Source organism: Paenimyroides aestuarii, from assembly GCF_024628805.1.
GTDB classification, from domain to species: Bacteria; Bacteroidota; Bacteroidia; order Flavobacteriales; family Flavobacteriaceae; genus Flavobacterium; species Flavobacterium aestuarii_A.
Map to the genome: position 1 here is coordinate 473,237 of NZ_CP102382.1, position 26,408 is coordinate 499,644.

17 protein-coding genes, 8 tRNA genes and 3 rRNA genes are annotated in these 26,408 nt (G+C 38.4%); 7 read left to right on the forward strand and 21 right to left on the reverse strand.

The window, feature by feature from the left end:
* Positions 1-2: 2 nt before the first annotated feature.
* The 8 genes from NPX36_RS02240 to NPX36_RS02275 all read right to left on the reverse strand — a co-directional run bounded on the left by NPX36_RS02240 (position 3) and on the right by NPX36_RS02275 (position 7,535).
* The gene (locus NPX36_RS02240) at positions 3-395 is read right to left on the reverse strand and encodes an energy transducer TonB (protein WP_257499814.1); all 393 of its coding nucleotides are present in this window, start codon (positions 393-395) and stop codon (positions 3-5) included.
* A 24-nt stretch (positions 396-419) separates the two neighbouring features.
* The gene (locus tag NPX36_RS02245; RefSeq protein WP_257499815.1) at positions 420-1,289 is read right to left on the reverse strand and encodes a hypothetical protein; all 870 of its coding nucleotides are present in this window, start codon (positions 1,287-1,289) and stop codon (positions 420-422) included.
* 159 nt (positions 1,290-1,448) lie between these two features.
* Positions 1,449-1,522: transfer RNA gene (locus NPX36_RS02250), tRNA-Asp, on the reverse strand.
* A 51-nt stretch (positions 1,523-1,573) separates the two neighbouring features.
* Positions 1,574-1,650 (reverse strand) — tRNA-Asp (locus NPX36_RS02255).
* 71 nt (positions 1,651-1,721) lie between these two features.
* Positions 1,722-1,795 (reverse strand) — tRNA-Asp (locus NPX36_RS02260).
* Between the two features lie 184 nt (positions 1,796-1,979).
* Positions 1,980-2,297 carry a thioredoxin gene (gene trxA, locus NPX36_RS02265; RefSeq protein ID WP_257499816.1) on the reverse strand — a complete coding sequence of 106 codons (318 nt, stop codon included), beginning with the start codon at positions 2,295-2,297 and terminating at the stop codon, positions 1,980-1,982.
* A 99-nt stretch (positions 2,298-2,396) separates the two neighbouring features.
* Entirely contained in the window at positions 2,397-6,923 is a 4,527-nt protein-coding gene (dnaE, locus tag NPX36_RS02270) for a DNA polymerase III subunit alpha (protein WP_257499817.1), read from the reverse strand.
* A gap of 99 nt (positions 6,924-7,022) precedes the next feature.
* Positions 7,023-7,535, reverse strand: coding sequence for a DUF6252 family protein (locus NPX36_RS02275; RefSeq protein ID WP_257499818.1), 513 nt, complete (start codon positions 7,533-7,535; stop codon positions 7,023-7,025).
* 220 nt (positions 7,536-7,755) lie between these two features.
* Between NPX36_RS02275 and NPX36_RS02280 the strand changes: the two genes are divergently transcribed.
* The 4 genes from NPX36_RS02280 to NPX36_RS02295 all read left to right on the forward strand — a co-directional run bounded on the left by NPX36_RS02280 (position 7,756) and on the right by NPX36_RS02295 (position 10,561).
* Complete coding sequence (locus NPX36_RS02280) at positions 7,756-8,283, forward strand: 30S ribosomal protein S16 (protein WP_257499819.1); 528 nt, start codon at positions 7,756-7,758, stop codon at positions 8,281-8,283.
* Between the two features lie 17 nt (positions 8,284-8,300).
* On the forward strand, positions 8,301-8,825 hold the full coding sequence (gene rimM / locus NPX36_RS02285) for a ribosome maturation factor RimM (protein WP_257499820.1): 525 nt from the start codon (positions 8,301-8,303) through the stop codon (positions 8,823-8,825).
* A gap of 56 nt (positions 8,826-8,881) precedes the next feature.
* The gene (locus tag NPX36_RS02290) at positions 8,882-9,595 is read left to right on the forward strand and encodes a tRNA1(Val) (adenine(37)-N6)-methyltransferase (protein ID WP_257499821.1); all 714 of its coding nucleotides are present in this window, start codon (positions 8,882-8,884) and stop codon (positions 9,593-9,595) included.
* A 126-nt stretch (positions 9,596-9,721) separates the two neighbouring features.
* Positions 9,722-10,561, forward strand: coding sequence for a T9SS type A sorting domain-containing protein (locus NPX36_RS02295; RefSeq protein ID WP_257499822.1), 840 nt, complete (start codon positions 9,722-9,724; stop codon positions 10,559-10,561).
* Positions 10,562-11,448: 887 nt separating this feature from the next.
* Here the strand turns inward: NPX36_RS02295 and rrf are convergent.
* From rrf to NPX36_RS02330, 7 genes are all read right to left on the reverse strand, one after another.
* Positions 11,449-11,560, reverse strand: a 5S ribosomal RNA gene (gene rrf / locus NPX36_RS02300).
* Between the two features lie 149 nt (positions 11,561-11,709).
* Positions 11,710-14,585, reverse strand: a 23S ribosomal RNA gene (locus NPX36_RS02305).
* A 215-nt stretch (positions 14,586-14,800) separates the two neighbouring features.
* Positions 14,801-14,874 (reverse strand) — tRNA-Tyr (locus NPX36_RS02310).
* Between the two features lie 83 nt (positions 14,875-14,957).
* Positions 14,958-15,034, reverse strand: a tRNA-Ala gene (locus NPX36_RS02315).
* Between the two features lie 87 nt (positions 15,035-15,121).
* Positions 15,122-15,195, reverse strand: a tRNA-Ile gene (locus NPX36_RS02320).
* 72 nt (positions 15,196-15,267) lie between these two features.
* A 16S ribosomal RNA gene (locus tag NPX36_RS02325) occupies positions 15,268-16,785 on the reverse strand.
* The 16S, 23S and 5S rRNA genes sit together here with 4 tRNA genes alongside, the layout of an rRNA operon.
* 198 nt (positions 16,786-16,983) lie before the next feature.
* Positions 16,984-17,058: transfer RNA gene (locus NPX36_RS02330), tRNA-Val, on the reverse strand.
* Between the two features lie 580 nt (positions 17,059-17,638).
* Between NPX36_RS02330 and NPX36_RS02335 the strand changes: the two genes are divergently transcribed.
* Positions 17,639-17,709, forward strand: a tRNA-Trp gene (locus NPX36_RS02335).
* Between the two features lie 35 nt (positions 17,710-17,744).
* Here NPX36_RS02335 and NPX36_RS02340 read toward each other — a convergent pair.
* From NPX36_RS02340 to rlmN, 5 genes are all read right to left on the reverse strand, one after another.
* Positions 17,745-18,764: a PorT family protein gene (locus NPX36_RS02340; protein ID WP_257499823.1), complete on the reverse strand. Its 1,020-nt coding sequence runs from the start codon at positions 18,762-18,764 to the stop codon at positions 17,745-17,747.
* 95 nt (positions 18,765-18,859) lie between these two features.
* Positions 18,860-19,891: a hypothetical protein gene (locus NPX36_RS02345; RefSeq protein ID WP_257499824.1), complete on the reverse strand. Its 1,032-nt coding sequence runs from the start codon at positions 19,889-19,891 to the stop codon at positions 18,860-18,862.
* A 6-nt stretch (positions 19,892-19,897) separates the two neighbouring features.
* Complete coding sequence (locus NPX36_RS02350) at positions 19,898-20,527, reverse strand: hypothetical protein (protein ID WP_257499825.1); 630 nt, start codon at positions 20,525-20,527, stop codon at positions 19,898-19,900.
* Positions 20,528-21,061: an RNA polymerase sigma factor gene (locus tag NPX36_RS02355; protein ID WP_257499826.1), complete on the reverse strand. Its 534-nt coding sequence runs from the start codon at positions 21,059-21,061 to the stop codon at positions 20,528-20,530.
* A gap of 298 nt (positions 21,062-21,359) precedes the next feature.
* Positions 21,360-22,400: a 23S rRNA (adenine(2503)-C(2))-methyltransferase RlmN gene (gene rlmN / locus NPX36_RS02360; protein ID WP_257499827.1), complete on the reverse strand. Its 1,041-nt coding sequence runs from the start codon at positions 22,398-22,400 to the stop codon at positions 21,360-21,362.
* A 79-nt stretch (positions 22,401-22,479) separates the two neighbouring features.
* On the opposite strand from rlmN, the gene NPX36_RS02365 reads away from it, so the two are divergent.
* Positions 22,480-23,121 carry an O-methyltransferase gene (locus NPX36_RS02365; protein ID WP_257499828.1) on the forward strand — a complete coding sequence of 214 codons (642 nt, stop codon included), beginning with the start codon at positions 22,480-22,482 and terminating at the stop codon, positions 23,119-23,121.
* Positions 23,122-23,202: 81 nt separating this feature from the next.
* On the opposite strand, the gene alaS is transcribed toward NPX36_RS02365, so the two are convergent.
* Positions 23,203-25,905, reverse strand: a complete 2,703-nt coding sequence (alaS, locus tag NPX36_RS02370) for an alanine--tRNA ligase (RefSeq protein ID WP_257499829.1) — start codon at positions 25,903-25,905, stop codon at positions 23,203-23,205.
* A gap of 169 nt (positions 25,906-26,074) precedes the next feature.
* On the opposite strand from alaS, the gene NPX36_RS02375 reads away from it, so the two are divergent.
* Positions 26,075-26,404 carry a MerR family transcriptional regulator gene (locus tag NPX36_RS02375; protein ID WP_257499830.1) on the forward strand — a complete coding sequence of 110 codons (330 nt, stop codon included), beginning with the start codon at positions 26,075-26,077 and terminating at the stop codon, positions 26,402-26,404.
* Positions 26,405-26,408 lie beyond the last annotated feature (4 nt).

The following is a 26,408-nucleotide window of genomic DNA, read 5'->3' on the forward strand; positions in this document are numbered from 1 at the left end:
TTTTATCTTTTAGGTTTTGAACCGATTAATGAGATGGGAATAATCATTTGCGACCTCACATTTTCACTGTTATATACAGCGGGTTTCCATTTTGGCATTTTTTTGAGAGCCGCTATCACTTCATTGGCACGTCCAAAGCTGATACCTTCTGTATTAAAATCAGTAAAACTTCCGTCTTTTTCAACTATAAAAAACACTCTGAAATCAACTTTTTTGTTGGGCAATTTTTCAAGATTCACTATATCGATTTCCTTGGCAATAGTTTGATAAAAAGCAGACATACCTTCATACGGTGCTGCAATCACATCTACTTCATTGTTTTTATAAATTTTATCTTGTGCAAAGCCTAAACTAAAACCAAACACACATAGCATTAAGAAAAGATTTTTTTTCATTGACTGTATTTTTTTTAAATATAGTTAAATTTTTAATTTAAAGTTTTTTAATAAGTGTGCAAACGATAAATTAGTCAATTGTTTGTTTCCAGATCTTAGGCTGATTAAAACTAAATAATTTTTGGCAGGCACAAAAAGGGTTTGATATTGGCTATCATATCCACCCTCGTTCATGTAAAATGCAACATTCAAAGCATTGTTATACGCCATGAACACCACATCTCTAACATAGACTTGTTGTTGCTCAGCTTCTTTTTTTATCTTTTGAATTTCATCAATAGCTTTTTGCTGTTCTAATTTTTTAAAGCCAATTGTATAAGAAACTTTATCGTCTATCGCCATCAAAAAAAACTCCTCTGTAGTTAATTCACTATTTCTAGAGGTTTTAACGATCGTGCAATTACACGTTAAATCAAAATAGTCGGTTTCAATCTTGTTACTATTCAGTGTTTCAACATAACTATTTATTTGATTTTTATTAACAAAAAAATCAGTTTCTGATGATGATTTTGAATGGTCATAATTAACTCTTATCGGCATTGTAAAAGATGATCGTACAAGATCACCTTCGTGAACAGCTGCATTCCAAGTAGGCATTTCATTTAAAATACGTATTACTTCATTTTTAAAATTGTAGGTATCATCAACTAAAGTAATATCGTTAAATGTTCCATCTTTTTCAACCACAAATTTTAGACGTAATTTAATTTCAGTTACATCGTTAGGAATTTTATCTGCGTTTTTATAATCAAATTTGTTTACAAACTCTTCCATAAAAGTCTGCAAACCTTCTTTTGGATATGCTTTCTGCTGAACGAATGATTTCACTTCGTCTTGTGCAAATATTGAAAAGCTTTGAATAAGGAGTAAAAGTAGTAAAAGTGCTTTTTTCATGATGGAATATAGTTAAAACACAAATCTAAACTTTTATTAGGAAAGATAAAAATCAAAAAAGCCCTCCGATTTGGAAAGCTTTTCATTGGTCTAACTACTAAACCAGGTACTTGCGTACCTAAACAACACAACTAAGTTTAAATTCTTTCGCGAATTTCGCGGTCTGGACGGGACTCGAACCCGCGACCCCATGCGTGACAGGCATGTATTCTAACCAACTGAACTACCAAACCAAAACATTAAAGGGCACAAAAGCCCCTCGTAACCGAAGGGCTATTGTATCTTGGCGGTCTGGACGGGACTCGAACCCGCGACCCCATGCGTGACAGGCATGTATTCTAACCAACTGAACTACCAAACCAAGATAATGTTTTATGTCAAAGAAATTTTACTTTCGCAAAATTGTAAAGAAACTTGTTCTTTTGTTTTTTGCGGTCTGGACGGGACTCGAACCCGCGACCCCATGCGTGACAGGCATGTATTCTAACCAACTGAACTACCAAACCGTTTGTGAACTTAATGTGTTCTTCATTAATTCAACGGTGCAAATATACGACCATTTACTAATGGTGCAAACATTTTTTTAAAAAATTCAATTGTTGTTGCACATATTTTTTTCAGAGGGTTATTTTTCAGTTATTTACAAAAAAAATACCGGAATAAATCCGGCATCTTTTGTATGTATATTGCTTATAAAAGTTTGTTTAAAGCATCAACGTATGTTTGTTTTGGTGCTACACCTACTTGGCGACCAACTACTTCTCCGTTTTGGAAAATTAAAACTGTTGGTATATTGCGCACTCCGTATTGCGATGCAAAATCTTGATTTGCATCTACATCTACTTTTCCTACCACTACTTTTCCATCAAAATCACCTGATAGTTCTTCAATAGTTGGACCTAACATTTTACAAGGACCACACCATTCTGCCCAAAAATCTACTACTACTGGTTTGTCTGATTTTAATACTACTTCGTCAAAGGTAGCATCTGTTATTTCTAAAGCCATAATTTATTTTTTATATCTATGTTCTATACAAATTTAATCATTTTTTTAATTGATGCAAGCCCCAAATCATAACTTCTGTCTATTGCACAATAAGCTTTTTTAATTCAATCTAAAGGAAACCTGCATACGCTCTAATTCTTCCAACAAATCAGATGAAATTTCTATACGCATATTTTTGCTGGGCATTTCTAATAGATTTTTTTTCAAATACTGCACCTCGGGCAATGGAATATCGGTGGTTTTTTCTTCAATGAGCTCTGCCGTTTCTTCGTCTGACACATCGGGCAATAATTTGTTGATCTCTTCGGTTTGCAAACGATTTTGCACTTCTTCCAATTCAAAAACTTCAAAAACAACTGCTTTTGAACCTGGATTTTGATCCATTATAAAACGAATTTTTTCAACTTGCATTTCTTTTAATTGGCGAACATCGATTTGAATAATTAATTTTTTTGCAAATGTTGGAATTACTTCGTTTAACAACTTTAGCTCAACAAACTGCATGCGCGGTTCTGAACGTTCGTTGGTATCTTTCTTAATCCAGCCTTCTTTCACATACACTTTAAAATACACAAAAGTGTTGTTCAACAAAAAGTGACGGTTTTTCAGATAATCTTCATTAAACATGCGCATTTCAATGCTTTCATCATATCCTTCTACCGTAAAAATCGCCCAATCTTTTCCTTTTGAAGAGGTTTTGAATTGCACATTTGAAATCATTCCGCCAAAAGTTACGGTTCTGCCCACCAAAAGATCTAAATGTTTTAACTGCTCTAATTTTACATTGCAGAAATATTTCAGTTCAAACTTAAAATCATCTAACGGATGCCCCGAAATGTAAATACCCACTACATCTTTTTCTTTTGCCAATTTTTCCATCGTTGTCCATTCTTCGCAACTTGGAATTACAGGCTCGGGAATCTGTACTTCGCTGCTTTCTCCAAACAAACTCACTTGGGCAGAGTTTTCATTTTCTTGAAATTTAGCTCCGTATTTCATTGCTTTCTCTAAAAAGGTAATTCCATCGCCTTCGGTATAAAAATATTGTGCACGATGCGTATCTGAAAAACAATCAAAACCACCGGCTAATGCCAGATTTTCGAAGGCTTTTTTATTGGCTGATCTTAAATCGATGCGTTTTGCCAAATCAAAAATCGATTTATAATTTCCGTTTTTTCTATTCTCGATAATGGTGTTTACAGCACCTTCGCCAACTCCTTTAATAGCACCCATTCCAAAGCGAATTTGATAATTCTCGTTTACGGCAAATTTGTAGTGCGACTCATTTACATCAGGTCCTAACACGTCTAACCCCATGCGGCGGCATTCTTCCATGAAAAACGTAACCGATTTAATATCGTTCATATTGTTTGAAAGCACAGCAGCCATATATTCTGCTGGGTAATGTGCTTTTAAATAAGCGGTTTGATAAGCCACCCACGCATAACAAGTAGAGTGTGACTTGTTGAAAGCATACGAAGCAAAAGCTTCCCAATCTTTCCAGATTTTTTCTAATGTTTTAGGGTCATGTCCTTTTGCAGCTGCTTGTTCTACAAATTTAGGTTTCATTTTATCCAAAACATCTTTTTGTTTTTTACCCATTGCCTTACGCAATACATCGGCTTCACCTTTAGTAAAATCGGCTAATTTTTGCGACAAAAGCATTACCTGTTCCTGATAAACAGTGATTCCGTAGGTTTCTTTTAAGTATTCTTCGCAGGCATCTAAATCGTAGGTAATTTCTTCCTCACCATTTTTTCTTCGAACAAACGATGGAATATATTCCAACGGTCCGGGGCGATACAAAGCATTCATGGCAATTAAATCACCAAAAACCGTAGGTTTCAGCTCGCGCATGTATTTTTGCATTCCCGGAGATTCGTATTGAAACACACCTACGGTTTCTCCGCGTTGGAACAATTCATAGGTTTTCGCATCATCAATCGGAATTTCTTCCGGATCTATTTCTAAACCGGTACGCTGCTTGATAATCGCAATGGTATCTTTTATTAATGTAAGGGTTTTTAAACCCAAGAAATCCATCTTGAGCAAACCAGCACTCTCGGCAACCGAGTTATCAAATTGGGTTACATACAATTCAGAATCTTTTGCCGTTTGCACAGGCACGAAATTGGTAATATCATCGGGCGTAATGATTACTCCACAAGCATGAATTCCGGTGTTTCGCATAGAACCTTCAATGATTTTTGCCTGCTGAATGGTTTCCGAAAGCAAATCGTTTTGTTTGGCAACGTTGATTAATTCTTTCACCGCATCAAACTCTTCCGAACGCAATACTTTTTTGATATCTTCCTCTGGTTCTGATAAAAAACGACGCAAATTCCATTTACTCGGCATCATGGTAGGTATCATTTTGGCGATACGTTCCGATTCGTACAAAGGCAAATCCAACACACGCGCCGCATCTTTAATAGCCGATTTAGTTGCCATTTTACCATAAGTAATGATTTGTGCCACCTGATTTGCACCGTATTTGTTGATTACATAATCCATAACACGCCCACGCCCTTCATCATCGAAATCGATATCAATATCGGGCATCGACACACGGTCTGGATTCAAAAAACGCTCAAAAAGCAAATCATATTTAATAGGATCTAAATTGGTGATTCCCAAACAATAGGCCACCGCCGAACCCGCAGCAGAACCACGCCCCGGACCAACCGACACACCCATTTTTCGGGCTGCCGCAATGAAATCTTGCACAATTAAAAAATAACCCGGATAACCTGAATTTTCAACTGTTTTTAGTTCAAAATCTAAGCGTTCGGTAATTGTTTCGTCAATTTCTTTGTATCGGCGTTTGGCTCCTTCATAGGTTAAATGGCGTAAATACGCATTTTCACCTCGTTTTCCTCCATCAATCGCATCTTCTGGGTGGATAAATTCAGCAGGAATATCAAATTTTGGCAATAAAATATCTCGATACAACGAATATACTTCAATCTTATCTACAATTTCTTGAATATTAATGATGGCTTCAGGCAAATCTTTAAAAAGCGCCTTCATTTCCGCTTGAGTTTTATAATAATATTCTTGGTTCGGTAAGCCGTAGCGGTATCCGCGTCCGCGTCCAATTGGTGTTGCTTGTTTTTCGCCGTCTTTTACACACAAAAGAATATCGTGGGCATTGGCATCGGATTTTTCTAAATAATAGGTATTGTTCGTCGCCACTAATTTCACGTGGTGCTTTTGTGAGAAAGCAATCAATGTTTTGTTTACACGGTCTTCATCTTCTTGGTTGTGGCGCATGATTTCCAAATAAAAATCATCTTGAAAATGTTCTTTCCACCATAACAGGGCTTCTTCGGCTTGCTTTTCACCAATGTTTAAAATTTTATTGGGAATTTCACCAAACAAATTACCAGAAAGCACGATTACATCTTCCTTATATTTTAATAATGTTTCTTTATCGATACGAGGCACATAATAAAACCCATTTATCGATGCAATTGATGATAATTTCGCAAGATTGTGGTATCCGTTTTTATTTTTTGCCAACAATACGATTTGATATCCGTTATCTTTTTTAGATTTATCGGTATGATTTTCGCACACAAAAAACTCGCAACCAACAATAGGTTTTAGTTCCGATTCAGTAGGTTGCTCACCGTTTTCAATCGCTGCTTCATTGGCTTTTTTTGCATTTTTGTTGTGATCTAAAACCGCACTTACAAACTTAAAAGCACCCATCATGTTTCCGTGATCGGTCATTGCCACGGCAGACATTTTTTCTTTGGCAGCTTTTTTAATCATTGCACCAATATCAATCGTAGATTGCAAGACCGAAAACTGTGTGTGATTGTGCAAATGCGCAAAAACAGCAGCTTCGTAAGCTTTTTTAACATCGGTAGATATTACTTGCTTCGCTTCTTCTTTTATAACGCCCGCTGCTTCTAATTGTTTCCGAATTTCTTCAGATGCTTTTTTTAGGTTGATATGTTTTAGACCGATTAACTGAAAAGGTTGCGGATTTACTTCTTTAAAATGTTGTAAATATCCGGCTGGTTGCTGCAATTCACTTTCTGTGAAAACGTTTTTACGAATCAATTCAAAAAAACATCGTGTGGTAGCTTCTACATCGGCAGTAGCGTTGTGTGCTTCGCCAAAAGGCACTCCAAACAAATATTCGTGTAACTCTGTTAAAGTGGGTAATTTGTATCTGCCTCCACGTCCGCCAGAAATTTTCAGCAAATCGGCTGTAACTTCGGTACACGTATCAAGCACCGGCATATTGTTTAAAGACGATTGCACGGCTGCCCTGTGAAATTCGGCACCCATTATATTCAAATCGAAACCTACATTTTGCCCCACAACAAATTTGGCTTTGCTCAAAGCCGTGTTAAACTTCGCAAGAACCGTATTTATATCGACCCCTTTTTCGGTTGCCAATAAAGTAGAAATACCATGAATTCGTTCTGAATCATAAGGAATGTCAAAACCATCGGGTTTTATCAAATAGTCTTCATGCGCCACCAGATTCCCCAATTCATCATGCAACTGCCAAGCAATTTGTATGCATCGCGGCCAATTGTCAACATCGGTAATAGGTGCATTCCAATCCTTTGGTAAACCTGTGGTTTCGGTATCAAAAATTATATACATGTATTCTAAAGCAAGTTAATTCCTACAAAGTTACAATAAAAAAAAGTCGCTCTTAAAAAAGAACGACTTAAGGATGTGTTAAACACATATAATATATTATTATTGTTTGGGTGCTTGTGGTGGTGCAGATGGATACGATAATGGAATTCTAAAAAACACCCCTTTGTTTAAGTTCACAATAGGCATTTCAGGCAAAACCATTGCTTCGTCAACTGGCACCATTTCTGCCATAAAGGTACCAGAGATTGTTCCGGGAACTTGTTTTTCAACTGGATCCAACTTAATGTATCCTTTTCCTGTTGATGATGAAGTGCTGTATAAATACATTTTATCATCTATAGTTTTAGAATAAGTTGCTACATTTAAGTTAGAAACTCCTAAGGTATATTCGCCACCAAATTCATAGTTATCTATAAATAGGGTAACATTTTCAGATTCGTTTACACCTACAATAACTAAATCACCATCACTATTCACGTTTGCTGCCAAGTTGTTTGCTCGCCAAAACGTATAACCATTCATGACTTCTAAAGTGGGTGTATTAGTGCTTAATTCTTCTTCGCACGAAACTAATGAGACTGCCATTAATGCAAGTAAAAAATATTTTTTCATATTTATTTAGATTCTGAATTCAATGTTTACAAACAAAAATAGAATATTTTCTTTACAGCCAATCATTTTTTTTAATAATTATTTAACTTTTTTAAAATTTAACACAATTTCACCTATTTTTAATCGCAAAAAATGGGTGGTATAAAAAAAATAACTAATTTTGCACATTGAAATTTATAACAAATGAGGTCGGGAACCTCGATTAAATCATTAAAAGATTATGTCTGTAAAAATTAGATTACAAAGACACGGTAAAAAAGGAAAACCTTTTTACTGGGTAGTAGCTGCTGATGCACGTGCTAAAAGAGATGGTAAATTCTTAGAAAAAATCGGAACTTACAATCCAAACACAAATCCTGCAACGATTGACTTAAATGTTGATGCTGCTGCAAAATGGTTATTTAATGGTGCGCAACCAACCGATACTGCTCGCGCAATTTTATCGTACAAAGGTGCATTATTAAAACACCACTTAAACGGAGGTGTTCGCAAAGGTGCTTTAACTCAAGAACAAGCTGATGCAAAATTTGCTGCTTGGTTGGAAGAAAAAGCAAACAAAGTAAACTCTAAAGTTTCTGGATTGGCTGACAACAAAGCTGCTGCTAAAGCTGCTGCATTAAACGCTGAAAAAGAAGTAAATGCAAAACGTATTGCTGCTGCACAAGAAGCTAAAGCTGCTGCTGAAGCTGCAACTGCAGAAGAAGCTACTCCTGAAGTAGAAGAAAATACAGAAGAAACGGAAGCATAATTTGTAAGCGATTTTGAATGCGTATAAAAGATTGTTTTTACTTAGGAAAAATCGCAAAGAAATTTAGTTTCAAAGGCGAAGTTTTGGTGTTTTTAGACACCGATGAGCCTGAATTGTACACAGAATTGGAATCAATGTTCGTTGAAATAAACGGACATTTGGTTCCTTTTTTTATTGAAAAAGCATCCATACACAAAGAAAAATTTCTTCGCACACAATTTGAAGATGTGCATTCTGAAGATGCAGCTGATGATTTAGTGGGAAAAGATGTGTATTTGCCACTTACCATGCTTCCGAAATTAGAAGGAAACAAATTTTACTACCATGAAGTGGTTGGTTTTGATGCCATTGACCAGCGATTAGGTAATTTTGGAACTATTGCCCGAATAAGCGACAACGGCGTACAAGCCTTGTTTGAAGTTCAAAAAGATGACGCCTTGATTTTAGTTCCTTTAATAGACGCATTTATTATTGAAGTAAATCGTGAAAATAAATCCATTCTTTTCAACACGCCAGAAGGTTTGATCGATTTGTATTTATAATTATCCCTAACTTTCATTTTAAAGCAGTATTTTTGAAGTAAAAACCCACTTCAAAAATGTTCCAATTCAAAAAATTTACCATTCAACAAGAGAGAAGTGCCATGAAAGTTGGTACAGACGGTGTTTTGCTTGGCGCTTGGACTCCTATTTTTCACCAACCTTTCAACATATTAGACATTGGCGCCGGAACCGGTTTAATTGCATTAATGCTGGCACAGCGAAGCGATGCAACACAAATTGATGCCGTGGAAATTGATGAAGATGCTTATGAAGAATGCGTTTACAACTTTGAACGAAGCCCTTGGAACGACCGTTTATTTTGCTATCATGCATCGATTGATGAATTCACAGAAGAATTTTTTGAGGATGAAGAAGAATATGATTTAATTGTATCGAACCCACCTTTTTATTCTGAAAATTATTCATCGGGATACGAAAAACGCGATCAAGCACGCTTTCAAGAAGCTTTACCGTTTGATGAACTAATAGAATGTGCACAAGCATTATTATCTGAAAAGGGCATCTTCGCAGTGATCATTCCCTATAAAGAAGAAAAAAACTTTATTGATTTAGCGGAATCTGTTGGATTGTTCCCGTTAAAGATAACACGAGTTAAAGGAAACACGGTATCTGAAATAAAACGCAGTTTAATCGCTTTTTCTAGATTCAAACAAGAATCTATTATTGATGAATTAACCATTGAAACAACCCGCCATAACTACACTGAAGCTTACATAAATCTAACAAAAGACTTTTATTTGAAGATGTAACTACAATTCTATCACAAACAAACTACGCATTGTCATTTTTTACTTTTATTGATAATAATATAATTTTTATTTGCAGATATTGAATTTTTAATTACTTTTATATAATAATTTTAAAAAATTCTAACCATGAAAAAATTTTTACTTTCTTTAGCATTTATAGGTGCTGCAACATTTACAACAAATGCACAAACTGTTTTATCACAAACTGGTGGTGCTGCACCTACAGTTGGTACTGTTGCATGTGGAAATAATCAAGCTCCATCACTAGCCGAGAACTCGTACTATAGAGCTTACACATTAAACGCTAATATGAACATTACTTCAGTAAAAGTCGGTGTTGGAACTGTAGTTGGAACAGTGCCAATCACTGTAAAATTACACAAAAGTTCTGGAGCCTTTCCTGCTTCGTACCCTGCCGGTCTTACTCAAATTGCTTCGACTACGAAAAATTTAACAACCACATCTACCGCAACAGCTATAGATGTACCTTTTAGCTCTCCTATATCAGTTGCTGCTGGTGATATAATTGTTGTAGAGGTTAATAATATTGCTACAAATGCTGGAAACGCATATTACATGGGAGCTATCAGCGGAAGTGAAACAGCACCTGCCTACATAAGAGCTGCTACTTGTAATGTAACAACACCAACCACATTTGCAGCTGTATCAGCAACAGCAAATGGAAAAATTGTCATAGATTTAATTGATAACCCTAACGCATCATCAACTGAATTCTTTGCTCAAAATTTTAACTTATACCCTAACCCAACTGCAGATGTATTATATATTTCATCTAAAAACGGTTTAGAAATGAAAGAAATTAAAATTACCGATTTATCTGGAAGAGTGGTAAGAACATTAAACAATGTTTCTACAATTAATGTTTCTGATCTTTCTGCAGGTACTTATTTAATTGATATCACTACTAAGGAAGGAAAAGCTTCTTCTAAGTTTGTTAAAAAATAATTTTTAGTTCTTTTAATAGGTAAGCAAAACCGTCTCAATGCTATTGAGACGGTTTTTTACTATAACTAGCTTAGCTTATTAATGCGTAAGATAAAGAATATAGGCTATAACATTTCATATCTCATCATTTATCACATAAAACGTTGAGCAAAATCACACAATGTACCTTCACACAACTTTTAGCCATTAAATAGCTCATAAACTTCGCTTTCGTTTTGTTACAATACGCAAATAAAGGATAGTTAGTAAATTTACAATTGACTTTAGCCATATTTCATGTATAATGTAAATTGTAATGCTGTATATTTTAAAAAATCTGAGTTAATCTGTTTGATCTGTGGTTTACTTAAAGTTTCAAGTTCTTTTAGATGAGCTCCCTCCAACCTTATTTCGATGGTTATGATGTAAATTATAATTGACTTTAGCCACATTTTATGTATAATGCAGATTGGATGATTGTATAATGTAGATTGCATGATTGTATAATGTAAAAATACGTGTAAAACTATAAATCTGTAGTTAGTCTGTTTAAGATTTCAAGTTCTTTTTAGATGAACTTGCCTCGAACCTTAGTTCGATAGTTATGATGTAAATTTACAATAGGCCTTAGCCACACTTCATGTATAATGTAAATTGTATTACTGTATATTGTAGAAAAAAAGGCGACAACCCGATCCACCGAGCTTGCGAATTGCGCCGCACCACCCGAGCGAAGCGAACGGTACGTAGTAAATAAAAAAAGAAAGCCCGTCTTGAAAAAGACAGGCTTTATTAAAAAAAGGCGGCGACCCGAGCTTGCGAATTGCGCCGCACCACCCGAGCGAAGCGAACGGTACGTAGTAAATAAAAAAAGAAAGCCTATCTTGAAAAAGACAGGCTTTACTAAAAAAAGGCGGCGACATACTCTCCCACATGAAGATGCAGTACCATCTGCGCTATCGGGCTTAACTTCTCTGTTCGGAATGGGAAGAGGTGAGCCCCGATGCTATAACCACCTTAAGCTTTTTGCTTCGCGCTCTAGGCTATATGCCCTATGCGTTAAGCTTATATTGTTAACATATTTTCGATACTTTTCTTATAGATATTTTATTAGCTTATAGCTTAAGGCTTTAAGCCTAAAGCCGGTATTTACAAAGCAACTTCCAGAGCACATAAGCATACGGGCTATTAGTACTACTCGACTATGACATTACTGCCTTTACATCTATAGCCTATCAACGTTGTCATCTCCAACGACCCTTTAAAGAAATCTCATCTTGTGGTGGGTTTCGCGCTTATATGCTTTCAGCGCTTATCCCTTCCCAACGTAGCTACTCAGCGATGCACCTGGCGGCACAACTGATACACCAGAGGTTGGTCCAATTCGGTCCTCTCGTACTAGAATCAGATCCACTCAAATTTCTAACGCCCACAGTAGATAGAGACCGAACTGTCTCACGACGTTCTGAACCCAGCTCGCGTGCCACTTTAATGGGCGAACAGCCCAACCCTTGGGACCTTCTCCAGCCCCAGGATGTGACGAGCCGACATCGAGGTGCCAAACCCCCCCGTCGATATGAGCTCTTGGGGGAGATCAGCCTGTTATCCCCGGCGTACCTTTTATCCTTTGAGCGATGGCCCTTCCATGCGGAACCACCGGATCACTATGCTCTACTTTCGTACCTGATCGACTTGTAGGTCTCTCAGTCAAGCTCCCTTTTGCCATTGCACTCTACGCACGGTTACCAAGCGTGCTGAGGGAACCTTTAGAAGCCTCCGTTACTCTTTTGGAGGCGACCACCCCAGTCAAACTACCCACCAAGCAATGTCCCCCGAAACGCGGGGTTAGATCTCAGATAAGCAAAGGGTGGTATTTCAACAATGACTCCACAACGCCTAGCGACGCCGCTTCATAGTCTCCCACCTATCCTACACATCACTTATCCAAGAACAATACTAAGCTATAGTAAAGGTGCACAGGGTCTTTTCGTCCCACTGCGGGTAATCGGCATCTTCACCGATACTACAATTTCACCGAGCTCATGGCTGAGACAGTGTCCAGATCGTTACACCATTCGTGCAGGTCGGAACTTACCCGACAAGGAATTTCGCTACCTTAGGACCGTTATAGTTACGGCCGCCGTTTACTGGGGCTTCAATTCAATGCTTCTCCGAAGATAACATCTCCTCTTAACCTTCCAGCACCGGGCAGGTGTCAGGCCCTATACGTCATCTTACGATTTAGCAGAGCCCTGTGTTTTTGATAAACAGTCGCCTGGACCTTTTCACTGCGGCCACGCCTGAGCGTGGCGACCTTTCTCCCGAAGTTACAGGTCTATTTTGCCTAATTCCTTAGCCATGAATCTCTCGAGCACCTGAGGATACTCTCCTCGACCACCTGTGTCGGTTTGCGGTACGGGTTCTAATAATCTAGGTTTAGAAGCTTTTCTTGACAGCCTTTAGGTACACTATCTCTTTGCCCGAAGGCTCCGAGTACTATCGCATTTCTCCATCTCTAACGCATTTTACTATTAAAGATATAGGTACGTGCTTTAACGAACTATTCCGTCAGTTCGCGGTACTTTCACCACTGCGTCACTCCATCACAATTATTACAAGTACGGGAATATTAACCCGTTGGCCATCGACGTCCCCCTTCGGGTGTGCCTTAGGTCCCGACTAACCCACAGCTGATTAGCATAGCTGTGGAAACCTTGGTCTTACGGTGTGCGGGTTTCTCGCCCGCATTATCGTTACTTATGCCTACATTTTCTTTTCTAAACAGTCCAGCAATTCTCACAAATCACCTTCTACCCAGTTTAGAATGCTCCCCTACCACTGTACCTTGTACAATCCATAGCTTCGGTAGTATGCTTATGCCCGATTATTATCCATGCTCGATCGCTCGACTAGTGAGCTGTTACGCACTCTTTAAATGAATGGCTGCTTCCAAGCCAACATCCTAGCTGTCGGGGCAATCAAACCGCGTTTTTTCAACTTAGCATACATTTGGGGACCTTAGCTGATGGTCTGGGTTCTTTCCCTCTCGGACATGGACCTTAGCACCCATGCCCTCACTGATGAAAATCATTTAATAGCATTCGGAGTTTGTCAGGAATTGGTAGGCGGTGAAGCCCCCGCATCCAATCAGTAGCTCTACCTCTATTAAACTTTTTCAGCGCTGCACCTAAATGCATTTCGGGGAGTACGAGCTATTTCCGAGTTTGATTGGCCTTTCACCCCTACCCACAGGTCATCCGAAGACTTTTCAACGTCAACCGGTTCGGTCCTCCATTTGGTGTTACCCAAACTTCAACCTGCCCATGGGTAGATCACACGGTTTCGCGTCTACCATTACTGACTCATGCGCCCTATTCAGACTCGCTTTCGCTTCGGCTGCGTAACTTAATTACTTAACCTTGCCAGCAACGGTAACTCGTAGGCTCATTATGCAAAAGGCACGCCGTCACCCAACGAATGGGCTCCGACCGCTTGTAGGCGTATGGTTTCAGGTTCTTTTTCACTCCGTTATTCACGGTTCTTTTCACCTTTCCCTCACGGTACTGGTTCACTATCGGTCTCTCAGGAGTATTTAGCCTTGGCGGATGGTCCCGCCGGTTTCAATCAAGGTTTCACGTGCCCCGACCTACTCAGGATACCACTATTTATTACATCTCTTACCAATACGGGACTATCACCCTCTGCGGTTCATCTTTCCAAATGATTCTTATTCGATTTGCATAAAATTCTGTGGTCCTACAACCCCAAAATTGCCGTAACAACTTTGGTTTGGGCTTTTCCGCGTTCGCTCGCCACTACTTACGGAATCACTTTTGTTTTCTTCTCCTCCGCCTACTTAGATGTTTCAGTTCAGCGGGTTTGCTTCCTTATCAGGATACTAGATCTTCAATCTAGTGGGTTGCCCCATTCGGATATCTACGGATCACCTCGTGTGTGCCAATCCCCGTAGCTTTTCGCAGCTTATCACGTCCTTCTTCGCCTCTGAGAGCCTAGGCATTCCCCATACGCCCTTATTTTGCTTATTGTGCTCTACTTTTTTAGTTCTATGTTGTAAGCTATAGGTTATAGGTTCGAAAACCTAAAACGTATTTCTTATAACGTACTACCAAAAAATGTGCTTTATATTATTTCTAATATCTTTTCTACTTTTTAAATGTATCTCAATATGTCAATGAACTTTTTGCTTCGCGCTTTACGCACTAGGCTTTTAGCTTTAAGCTTACAGCTTATTGCTTCTTGTGGAGAATAAGGGAGTCGAACCCTTGACCTTCCCGCCTATAGCGGGACGCTCCAGCCCCTTTTGGCTGAATCTCTTGTGGTGGAGAATAAGGGAGTCGAACCCTTGACCTTCCCGCCTATAGCGGGACGCTCCAGCCCCTTTTGGCTGAATCTCTTGTGGTGGAGAATAAGGGAGTCGAACCCTTGACCTCCTGCGTGCAAGGCAGGCGCTCTAGCCAGCTGAGCTAATCCCCCAATTTAGTTATGAATTGTGGATTATGAATTATGAACTAAATTTAATAATCCCTCAACCCTAGAATTTCCTTTGAATAAAATAATTTGTAGTCCCGGGCAGACTCGAACTGCCGACCCCTACATTATCAGTGTAGTACTCTAACCAGCTGAGCTACGAGACTCTGTATTTTTTTATTCTGCTTTTTTTTTTGAACCAACAGTTAAAGAGTAAAAGATGTTTAAACCATCTCTAGAAAGGAGGTGTTCCAGCCGCACCTTCCGGTACGGCTACCTTGTTACGACTTAGCCCTAGTTACCGGTTTTACCCTAGGCAGCTCCTTGCGGTCACCGACTTCAGGTACCCCCAGCTTCCATGGCTTGACGGGCGGTGTGTACAAGGCCCGGGAACGTATTCACCGGATCATGGCTGATATCCGATTACTAGCGATTCCAGCTTCACGGAGTCGAGTTGCAGACTCCGATCCGAACTGTGACCGGTTTTATAGATTCGCTCCTTGTCGCCAAGTGGCTGCTCTCTGTACCGGCCATTGTAGCACGTGTGTGGCCCAGGACGTAAGGGCCGTGATGATTTGACGTCATCCCCACCTTCCTCGCAGTTTACACTGGCAGTCTTGCTAGAGTTCCCGACATGACTCGCTGGCAACTAACAACAGGGGTTGCGCTCGTTATAGGACTTAACCTGACACCTCACGGCACGAGCTGACGACAACCATGCAGCACCTTGTAATTTGTCCGAAGAAATATCTGTTTCCAAATACGTCAAACTACATTTAAGCCCTGGTAAGGTTCCTCGCGTATCATCGAATTAAACCACATGCTCCACCGCTTGTGCGGGCCCCCGTCAATTCCTTTGAGTTTCAGGCTTGCGCCCGTACTCCCCAGGTGGGATACTTATCACTTTCGCTTAGCCACTCAAACCGAAGTTCGAACAGCTAGTATCCATCGTTTACGGCGTGGACTACCAGGGTATCTAATCCTGTTCGCTACCCACGCTTTCGTCCATCAGCGTCAATCATTTGTTAGTAACCTGCCTTCGCAATTGGTATTCCATGTAATATCTAAGCATTTCACCGCTACACTACATATTCTAGTTACTTCACAAATATTCAAGCCCTACAGTATCAATGGCATTTTTTTGGTTAAGCCAAAAACTTTCACCACTGACTTATAAAGCCGCCTACGGACCCTTTAAACCCAATGATTCCGGATAACGCTTGGATCCTCCGTATTACCGCGGCTGCTGGCACGGAGTTAGCCGATCCTTATTCTTACAGTACCGTCAAATTCCCACGCATGGGAGTGTTTCTTCCTGTACAAAAGCAGTTTACAATCCATAGGACCGTCATCCTGCACGCGGCATGGCTGGTTCAGGCTTGCGCCCATTGACCAATATTCCTCACTGCTGCCTCCCGTAGGAGTCTGGTCCGTGTCTCAGTACCAGTGTGGGGGATCTCCCTCTCAGGACCCCTACCCATCATCGTCTTGGTATGCCGTTACCACACCAACTAACTAATGGGACGCATGCTCATCTTATACCAATAAATCTTTATAATAATATTGATGCCAATGCTATTAACTATAAGGTATTAATCCAAATTTCTCTGGGCTATCCCTTAGTATAAGGTAGATTGCATACGCGTTACGCACCCGTGCGCCGGTCTCAAAACAGCAAGCTGCTTCTACCCCTCGACTTGCATGTGTTAGGCCTGCCGCTAGCGTTCATCCTGAGCCAGGATCAAACTCTTCATCGTATAATTTTTTATATTGTTGATGTGTCGTTTAAAACCTCTTGGTTATCCAAGAGCTTTTACTCTTTAATTCTCTGTTAATCCAATATGTCTATGAACTTATTCTTCTTACCTTCGCTTCTCTCTCAAAGCGGTTGCAAAAGTAAAACTTATTTTTTAATCAGCAAATTTATTTTTGCTTTTTTGAAAAAGTTTTTTTTGTGGGCGATGAGGGGTTCGAACCCCCGACCCCCTCGGTGTAAACGAGGTGCTCTGAACCAGCTGAGCTAATCGCCCTTTTTCTTTTTTGAACGGACTGCAAAGATAATAACCTTTTTCTATACCATCCAAATTTATTTTTTACTTTTTTTCCTATGAACGTAGCTTTCGTTGTCCTGAAAGCGGTTGCAAATATACTACTCTTTTTTTGGCTTTTGCAAATGGTTTTGGAAAGTTTTTTAATCTTTTTTGTAATTGTTTGACAGCGTGTGGTTTTGAAGTTTAAGCTAGGTGAAAATAATCTTTGCCAAAGTTGGGAACTTTGGCAAAGATGTACAATTTTACAAAATACAATTTACATTATACAGTAAAACCGCGTTAGGGATAGCAGCGAAAATCCTTTTTGTGAGCTTGCGAACAAAAAGATTGTAGCGAATAGCCCGACCCGACTTTTTGCTTGTATTTTTCTGTGATGGACGAAATGGTGTGTGGGTTCTGAGTTTTGTTTTGAAACGGAATGGAAGGGGAACGCCCATATTTAATTTATAATTATTAAAGGCGCTGAAATTAAACAGATTAGAGGTTAAGCTAAATTTCTTTGGCTAATTTATTAGGTTTTGTAAGCTTTTTGCGTTTATATTTGCATCCGAAATATTCTACGGGTGTAGTTCAAGGGTAGAATAGCGGTCTCCAAAACCGTTGATGGGGGTTCGAATCCCTCCACCCGTGCATAAAAAAACCAGCCGATGAGCTGGTTTTTTGTTTTATAAGCCTAATTGAAGGCCGATGCTCCAATAGTTTTGATCTACTGTATTGTCACTAAACACAGGGTTTAGATCGTATTTTATCACCAGCTTGAACGTGTCTTTTCCTGCATAAGCGGTTAAACCGTATTGAAAATCGTTTACGTTCCAATCGCCTTTTTGCTGTTCGGAAATTTTGTATCCATCGGCGTTTTCGTATCTGATGAATTGTTTGGAATTGATGTTGTACCCTACATATCCCCCTATCCCAAAGTTGATTCCTTCGTTTGTTGTGAATCGGCGGTTTGCTTGGTTATAGGTTTTTGTGGTGGTTGTGAAATCTAACGAAAGGGGTATGGTTATATAGGTGTTTCGCAAATAGGCGTAGTTTTTACGCAATTCTTTTGTTGAAGGCGCTGTTACTGTTTGGTTGCCTGCAAGGGTGAATTCGCGATTTTGTGTGGTTGCTAATCCGTTGTATTTAAAACCTAAACCGTAACGAATTCCCCATTTGTTATTGGTTTTGCTGAAAGGTGCTCGTGCGGCGATTCCCCATTCGAAATAATTGGAACGCAGATAACCGAATTCTGAATTGGCGAAAGCGCCATCGGTTGCTACATTGCCTATACCAAATGCCAGATAAGGGGTGACTTTAGTGCGGTATTTTACTACGGTATCCATTTGTACGCCCATGGCAAAATCGAAAGGTGAGGTTTCTTTGCCCCAATCGTAGTCGTAGTTTTCTTTGGTTGCATCTTCTGCTTGAACTTCAACTACTTCTACTTCTTCCACAACTGGAACAACTTGGATCGCTACTGGCGGCTCGTTTGATAGTTTCGTGATGATTTGATAGGCTTGCTCTTTTGTGATGCGCCCATTATCTACCTGATTATTTACCACTTTGATTTTATCGGTTAACGAATAATCTTCGTTGGCAACCGCTTCTTTTATTGCAGTGTTTTTTTCGATCAGGCTATCGATATTTTGAGCTTGTACCGATGCAGTGAATGCAAATAATGCAAAACATAATAGTTTTTTCATTCTTAAGTATTTTATTTTTTAAGTAAGTGTGTAATTTAATAATTTGTTACATGCAAACACAAAGCTTGTGCCGTTTTTAACATTTTATTAAAATTTTATAGCAAATTAAACACCAAACTTACATTGAAAACGTTTTGATCTGCAAATGATTTTTTGAATACACTGTTTAAATTATAGGTAGCTTTTAAGTTAAGCTCTCTATATCCTATATATGCACCGATACCGTAGGTGAACTTTTGAGCGTTGTATTTTGATATGATAGACGCATTGTAATCTTCCCCATTGATTTGATACCTGAATGAATTGGTTAGATTTGTATTTAGCCCTATAAATCCACCTAAACCACCGTAAAAAGACTGACGTGATTTTATAATTGTGTTTCCAAATTCGTCGTATTTCTTCTTAGAAAAGTCGTATTCAAAATAATTAGACAAACGAAATTCTAAACTATTAATTCGGGATCTATCTACATCATAAGGTGCATTCACCAATAAGGTTTCATTGTTAACAGATTCCATTATTTTATTCCCTTTGGGTTTAAAGGAATGCAACATATACCCCAAGTCATATCTGATGAAAAAAGGCGAAGTTTCTTTTCCCAAACGTGTTTTTCCTCCTAAACCAATTCCTAAAGAAGACAAGCCCGAACCTGAATAATAATCATTTTTTAATTTATTATCTACCAACATCATGCTGTTTCCAAGAGTAAGCTCTGCCATAAAAAGGGTTTTATTTTCTACCAACTGCTTTTGATACGCACTCATATCGGTACTGAAATTAATATTGTCTTCGATTTTGTTATTGATTAAGACCTTAATTTTATCTTCCTGAATTTTGGTTTCTTCTTCGATTTGTTTGGCGTAGAACTCGGCTTTTTCGTTGCGCAACTTATCGGCTTCGGCTTTTGTTAATTGGTTGTTTTCAACTTTTTGGTCGATTTCGTTCAAATCTTGTTTCAGCTTTTCTTTGTTGTTTTTAATGATTAGATCGATATCATACGAAATATCGTTTACCTTTTTTGTAAACTCATTTGCCGATTGCACTGGGCGTTTGTCGCTAAAAAATTCTTGTGCCTGAACACTTAAAATGCTTAATAAAAATGCGGTTGTTAAAAGTACTTTTTTCATAATAGATTATTTTGAATGTGCTACAACTGTGTTTATTTCTTTTACTTTTTTCCAGAAATTTTGACCGTTTGAAACCATATTATCGGTTTGGCGTTCCATTTCGGCGCTTCGCAACAATTTGCTTGGATTCACTTTGATTTCAACTTTTGATGCAGCTATCAAAGGCTCTTCTTCGATGTGCTTTTCTGCTTTCTGAATGATAGAATAACTTTCGATTGGCTGACCTACTTCATGTTCTTTTGGTTGATTTTTATTATTTTGAACGATTTCTACAGGAACTTTCTTGATTATTGCCGGTTGGTTTTTAGTATCTTCTGTTTTCTGCGGAACAACTGCTGTTTTCACAATTGAATGATGGTTTTGTGGTTGCTGTATTTTATTTGACAATGTGTCTTTTGATACATACACATTATTGGAAGCTGGTTGAATCAATTCCGAATCTTGCTTCTGTAGTAACATAAACAACCCAAATAGTACAACAACAGATGCTGCTACTGCCCAATAAATTCTATATATTTTTGGTTTTGCTTGTGGTTCGTTTAAAAGATGTTCCATTCGCTGCCATGCATCTTTTGATGGTTTTATTTCACGGCGCTGGAAAAAATCTTTCATATCTTTTTCAAAATCTTCCATCATCTATCGTATTAATGCAATTTGTTGTTTCAATAATTTTTTAGCGTAAGCGAGCTGCGATTTCGATGTTCCTACTGAAATATGCAGCATTTCGGCAATTTCCTGGTGTTTGTATCCTTCAATCACACTCAACACGAAAACATATCGGCAGCCTTGTGGCAAATCGTCTATCAGTTTTTGGTAATCGTTCGATGTTTCGTAGGAATCTGAAACCACACTTAATACCGACTGACTGGCGTCTTCTATAAAATCGAGTTCTTTTTTTGAACGAAGAAACGACAAGCTTTCGCGAATCATGATTTTTCGGATCCAGCCTTCAAAACTGCCATCGTTCCGGTACTGATTTATATTTTGAAATACTTTCATAAAGGCGCACAGCATGACATCTTCTGCATTGTGAAGATCTTTAATGTACTGCCTACAAGTACTCAACATTTTCGGTGAAAACTGATCGAACAATTGTTTTTGTGCCACCCGATTGTTATTCTGCACTTGTTGAATTAATTCTGTCTCGGAAAAATGGTTTATTACCTTCAACTTTTGGCTGTTTATTATATAGACGCAAAAGAAATCAAAAAGGTTGTATAGTGATTATTTTTTTTTTTTGAATTTTTTTTTGGAAGTATTCTTATATAGAGTGTTTTACAGTTAACTAAAATTTACAATTGAAAAACCAATTTCATTAAATAGCCCGGATTGCAGCGGCATCCTTTTGTGGAACGAAGTGGAGCAAAAGATATAGCGGAAAGCCGGAAATGGCTTCCAATAAAAATAACGAAACATGAACTTATGATGAAATTCTGAATTTGATTCAGAGTGACAAAATTAAAGTAAATTATGATTTGTTAGCCAATTGTCCGCAGGCAGCATCAATGTCTTTTCCGCGTGATCGACGGACTTTTGCTACAATTCCGGCGTTTTCGAGAGCTTTTATGTATGCATCGATAACCGTTGGATCGGCTTGTTGAAATGCACCATCGTCGATTGGATTGTACTCGATAATATTTACTTTGCAGGGCACGTATTTGCAGAACTTTACCAAGGCGTCAATGGCTTTTTTATCATCGTTTATTCCTTTCCAGACCACATACTCATAGGTGATTTTACTTTTGGTTTTGCGGTACCAATATTCCAAGGCTTCGCGCAATTCGGGCAACGGAAAACTTTTGGTGAAGGGCATGATTTGGTTTCGGGTTTCTTCGATTGCGGAGTGCAGCGATACAGCCAGCTTGACTTTCACCTCATCGTCGGCCATTTTTTTAATCATTTTTGAAACGCCCGATGTGGATACAGTTATGCGTTTGGGCGACATTCCTAAGCCTTCGCTTGATGTGATTTTTTCGATCGCTTTCATAACGTTTGGATAGTTCATCAGTGGTTCGCCCATGCCCATGAATACGATATTTGATAATGGACGGTTGTGATACAATCGGCTTTCTTGATCAATTGCCACCACTTGGTCGTAAATTTCATCGGGTGCTAAATTACGCATGCGTTTTAAACGTGCCGTGGCACAGAAATTACAGTCTAAACTGCAACCAACCTGGCTTGAAACGCAGGCTGTAGTGCGGGTTTCGGTAGGAATTAAAACAGATTCTACGATTAAACCATCGTGCAAACGCACCGCATTTTTTATAGTACCGTCGTTGCTGTGTTGCATGGTATCTACTTTAATGTGGTTTATCACAAAGTGCTGTTCTAGCAAAGCACGGGTTTCTTTTGATATGTTGGTCATATCATCAAAATTGTGTGCGCCTTTGCTCCACAACCATTCGTACACTTGATTGCCGCGAAAGGCTTTATCGCCCTGCGCTACAAAAAAGTCGCGTATTTGCTCTTTGGTTAAACTGCGTATGTCTTTTTTAACTGTATTCATTTGGCAAAGTTACAATAATTTGGGTGTAGTTTAAAAGCTTTGGATTTGTTTGGCTATCTTTACTTAAAAAATTATCATTATGCATTTTATTTCCGAAGAATTAGAACAATATATAGCAAAACACTCGGCTGTTGAACCCGAACTTTTACAGCAATTGAACAAAGAAACCCATCAAAAAGTGTTGCAACCGCGTATGCTGAGCGGACATTTTCAAGGGCGTGTGTTGAGTATGCTTTCAAAAATACTGCACCCGAAACATATTTTAGAAGTGGGCACTTATACAGGCTATGCGACTTTATGCTTAGCGGAAGGTTTGAAAACAGATGGTACAATTGATACTATCGATATTAATGAAGAGTTGGAGGCCATGCAGCAAAAATATTTTAACGCTTCAGAATTTAAAAATCAAATTACTCAGCACATTGGAAACGCTATGGACATTATTCCTACTTTGGATAAAAAATTTGATTTGGTTTTTATTGATGCCGACAAGGAGAACTATATTAATTACTGGAATTTGGTGGTGCCCAAAATGAATAAAGGGGGAATTATTTTAAGTGATAATGTGTTGTGGAGCGGCAAGGTTTTAGAAACTGTTAAAAAGAATGATAGGTCTACCCAAGTACTTTTAGAATACAACAAAATTGTGAATGAAGACCCACGGGTTGAAACCGTTTTATTGCCAATACGCGATGGTTTAACGGTTAGTAGGGTTTTGTAGAATTGAAAAAAACCGTTGTACGTTTATTATACAACGGTTTTACTTATTTAATGATGAAGCGGAATTGCTCCATTAAATTTATTACTTCACAAAATTCACAGCATTTGCAACCGCTTCTCCCATACCAGCAGGATTTTTACCGCCGGCTGTAGCAAAAAATGCCTGTCCGCCTCCGCCGCCTTGGATGTATTTACCCAATTCGCGAACAATTTGTCCAGCATTTAAGCCTTTTGTTTCGGTAATTTCTTTAGAAACATAGGCAGTCAACATAGGTTTGTCGTTTGTAACGGTTCCAAACAAAATAAAGAAATTAGTTCCTGTTGCGCCAATTTCGTAAGCCAGATCTTTGGCTCCGCTTGCGTCTAAATCGACCTGCTTTGCTAAAAATTGCACGCCGTTTATTTCTTGAACTTCTTTCAACAAATCGCCTTTTAAACTTTTTGCTTTTTCTTTCAGCAACTGTTCAACTTGTTTTTTCAATTTAGCATTTTCATCTTGCAACGAAAGAACTGCTTTCATGGTATCCTGTGGATTTTTCAAGGCTTCTTTTAGCTCTTTTAAAGTAGCTTCTTGGTTATTGTAGAAATCTTGAACAGCATCGCCGGTTATTGCTTCTATGCGACGAATACCTGCAGCAACCGCACTTTCAGATACAATCTTAAACGCCCAAATATCGGCGGTATTCTGCACGTGGATTCCACCGCACAATTCCATAGAATCACCAAATTTAATAGCACGAACGGTATCGCCGTATTTTTCTCCAAACAATGCCATTACGCCTTCTTCAATTGCTTGTTTAAACGGAATTTCTCTGCGTTCAATCAAAGGCAACTGCTCTTGAATACGTGCGTTTACAAAAGCTTCAATTTGCTGTAACTCCTCATCGGTAACTTTTGCGAAGTGCGAAAAATCGAAACGTAAATAATTTGGCGCAACCAACGATCCTTTTTGTTCTACATGTGTACCCAAAATGGTGCGCAATGCCTGATGCAGCAAATGCGTTGCCGAGTGATTTTTAGACGATTTTGTGCGCAAATCTGTATTTACTTTTGCTACGAAAGTTCCTTCTAAATTTTCGGGAATTTGCTTTGAAAAATGTAAAATAAGGTTGTTTTCTTTTTTAGTATCGATGATTTCAATAGTTTGCTTCGCCTGTTCGCTATCGCTCGAGCCATTTGCCGATACCAAAACCCCTTTATCGCCAACCTGCCCACCGCCTTCGGGATAAAACGGCGTGTGATCTAAAACAATTTGATACAGCGTACCGTCTTTTTTAGATTCCACTTTACGAATACGCGTGATTTTTACTTCGTTTTCAACCTTATCGTATCCTTCAAAAGTTTCCACATTTCCTTCGATCAACACATTCCAGTCGTCTTTAGAAATTTCAGATGCAGCACGCGAACGATCTTTTTGTGCTTTCATTGCAGCATCAAAACCAGCTTCGTCTAATTCATATCCTTTTTCACGTAAAATCAATGCTGTTAAATCAATCGGAAAACCAAAAGTATCATACAATTCAAATGCTTTTTCACCTTCAACAATTTTACCTTCGGTTTTTTCGATTACTGAATCCAACAAATGCAAACCTTGATCCAAGGTTCTTAAGAAAGAAGCTTCTTCTTCTTTAATCACGTTTTTAACCAAATCTTTTTGTGAAACGATTTCAGGAAAGAATTGTCCCATTTGAGCCGACAATACATCAACCAACTCATAAATAAATGGTTCTTTTGTTCCCAAAAACGTAAAACCGTATCGAATGGCTCTGCGTAAAATTCTGCGAATTACATAACCTGCACCGTTGTTTGACGGCAACTGTCCATCGGCAATTGCAAACGCAACCGCACGCACGTGATCAACAATGACGCGAATGGCAATATTGGTTTTGTTTTGTTCTTGAGATTGCTTCGCCAATTCGCTATCGCTCGAGCCATCACTGTCGTTCAGAATGACATCATTTGTTGTATATTTTTTACCAGTAATTGCTTCCACTTTTGCAATAAGCGGGGTGAACACATCGGTATCATAGTTTGATGTAACGTTTTGCATTGCCATACACAAACGCTCAAAGCCCATTCCGGTATCAACGTGTTTTGCAGGCAATTTTTCTAAAGATCCATCAGCTTTACGGTTGAATTCCATAAATACGTTGTTCCAAATTTCAACCACTTGCGGATGATCGGCATTTACTAAAGATCTACCTGAAACTTCACTTCTTTCTGCATCCGGACGTAAATCCACATGAATTTCAGAACACGGTCCGCATGGTCCTTGATCGCCCATTTCCCAGAAATTATCTTTTTTATTTCCCAAAATAATTCGGTCTTCGGCTACATATTGTTTCCATAAATCCCAAGCTTCTTGGTCAAAAGGTACATTTTCAGCATCGTTTCCTTCAAAAACAGAAACATACAAGCGGTCTTTATCAATCTTTAAAACTTCGGTTAAAAATTCCCAAGCCCAAGCAATAGCTTCTTTCTTGAAATAATCACCAAAAGACCAATTGCCCAACATTTCGAACATGGTGTGGTGATAGGTATCAAAACCTACATCTTCCAAATCGTTGTGCTTGCCCGAAACACGCAAACATTTTTGTGTATCGGCAATTCGGTTTGATTTTGGAACGGCATTGCCCAAAAAATATTCTTTAAACTGTGCCATCCCCGAGTTGTTAAACATAAGGGTTGGATCGTCTTTTAAAACAATTGGTGCCGATGGAACAATTAAATGTCCTTTGCTTTCAAAAAAATCAAGAAATTTTTTTCTGATATCTTGTGATTTCATTCGATATATCTAAATTATGAATCGTTCAAAACTAACACTTTAAAAAAGTGAATTAACGTGCAAAATTAATGATTTTTGGTAGAATTACAGCAATTGTAAGATATTATTAAACTACTTGCAGAATAAATTCAAAAAATTGTATATTAGCATGCAGCAAAATGAAACGATAATGCAGATTGAGTTACCTGAAAAAAGATATTACAGCATAGGCGAAATTGCAAAAGCATTTCGTGTAAACGCTTCACTGATTCGTTTTTGGGAAAAGGAATTTGATGTTTTGAAGCCGAAAAAAAATGCAAAAGGCAACAGAATGTTTACTCCTGAGGATTTAAAAAACTTAAAAACCATTTATCATTTAGTAAAAGAAAAAGGGTTTACACTTGATGGGGCAAAAGATTTTTTAAAAAACAGCAAAAAAGCGCCCCTAAACACTGTTGAAATTATCGAAAAATTGCAGCTTATTAAAAAACAATTAATAAATATTAAAAACGAACTTTAATTTA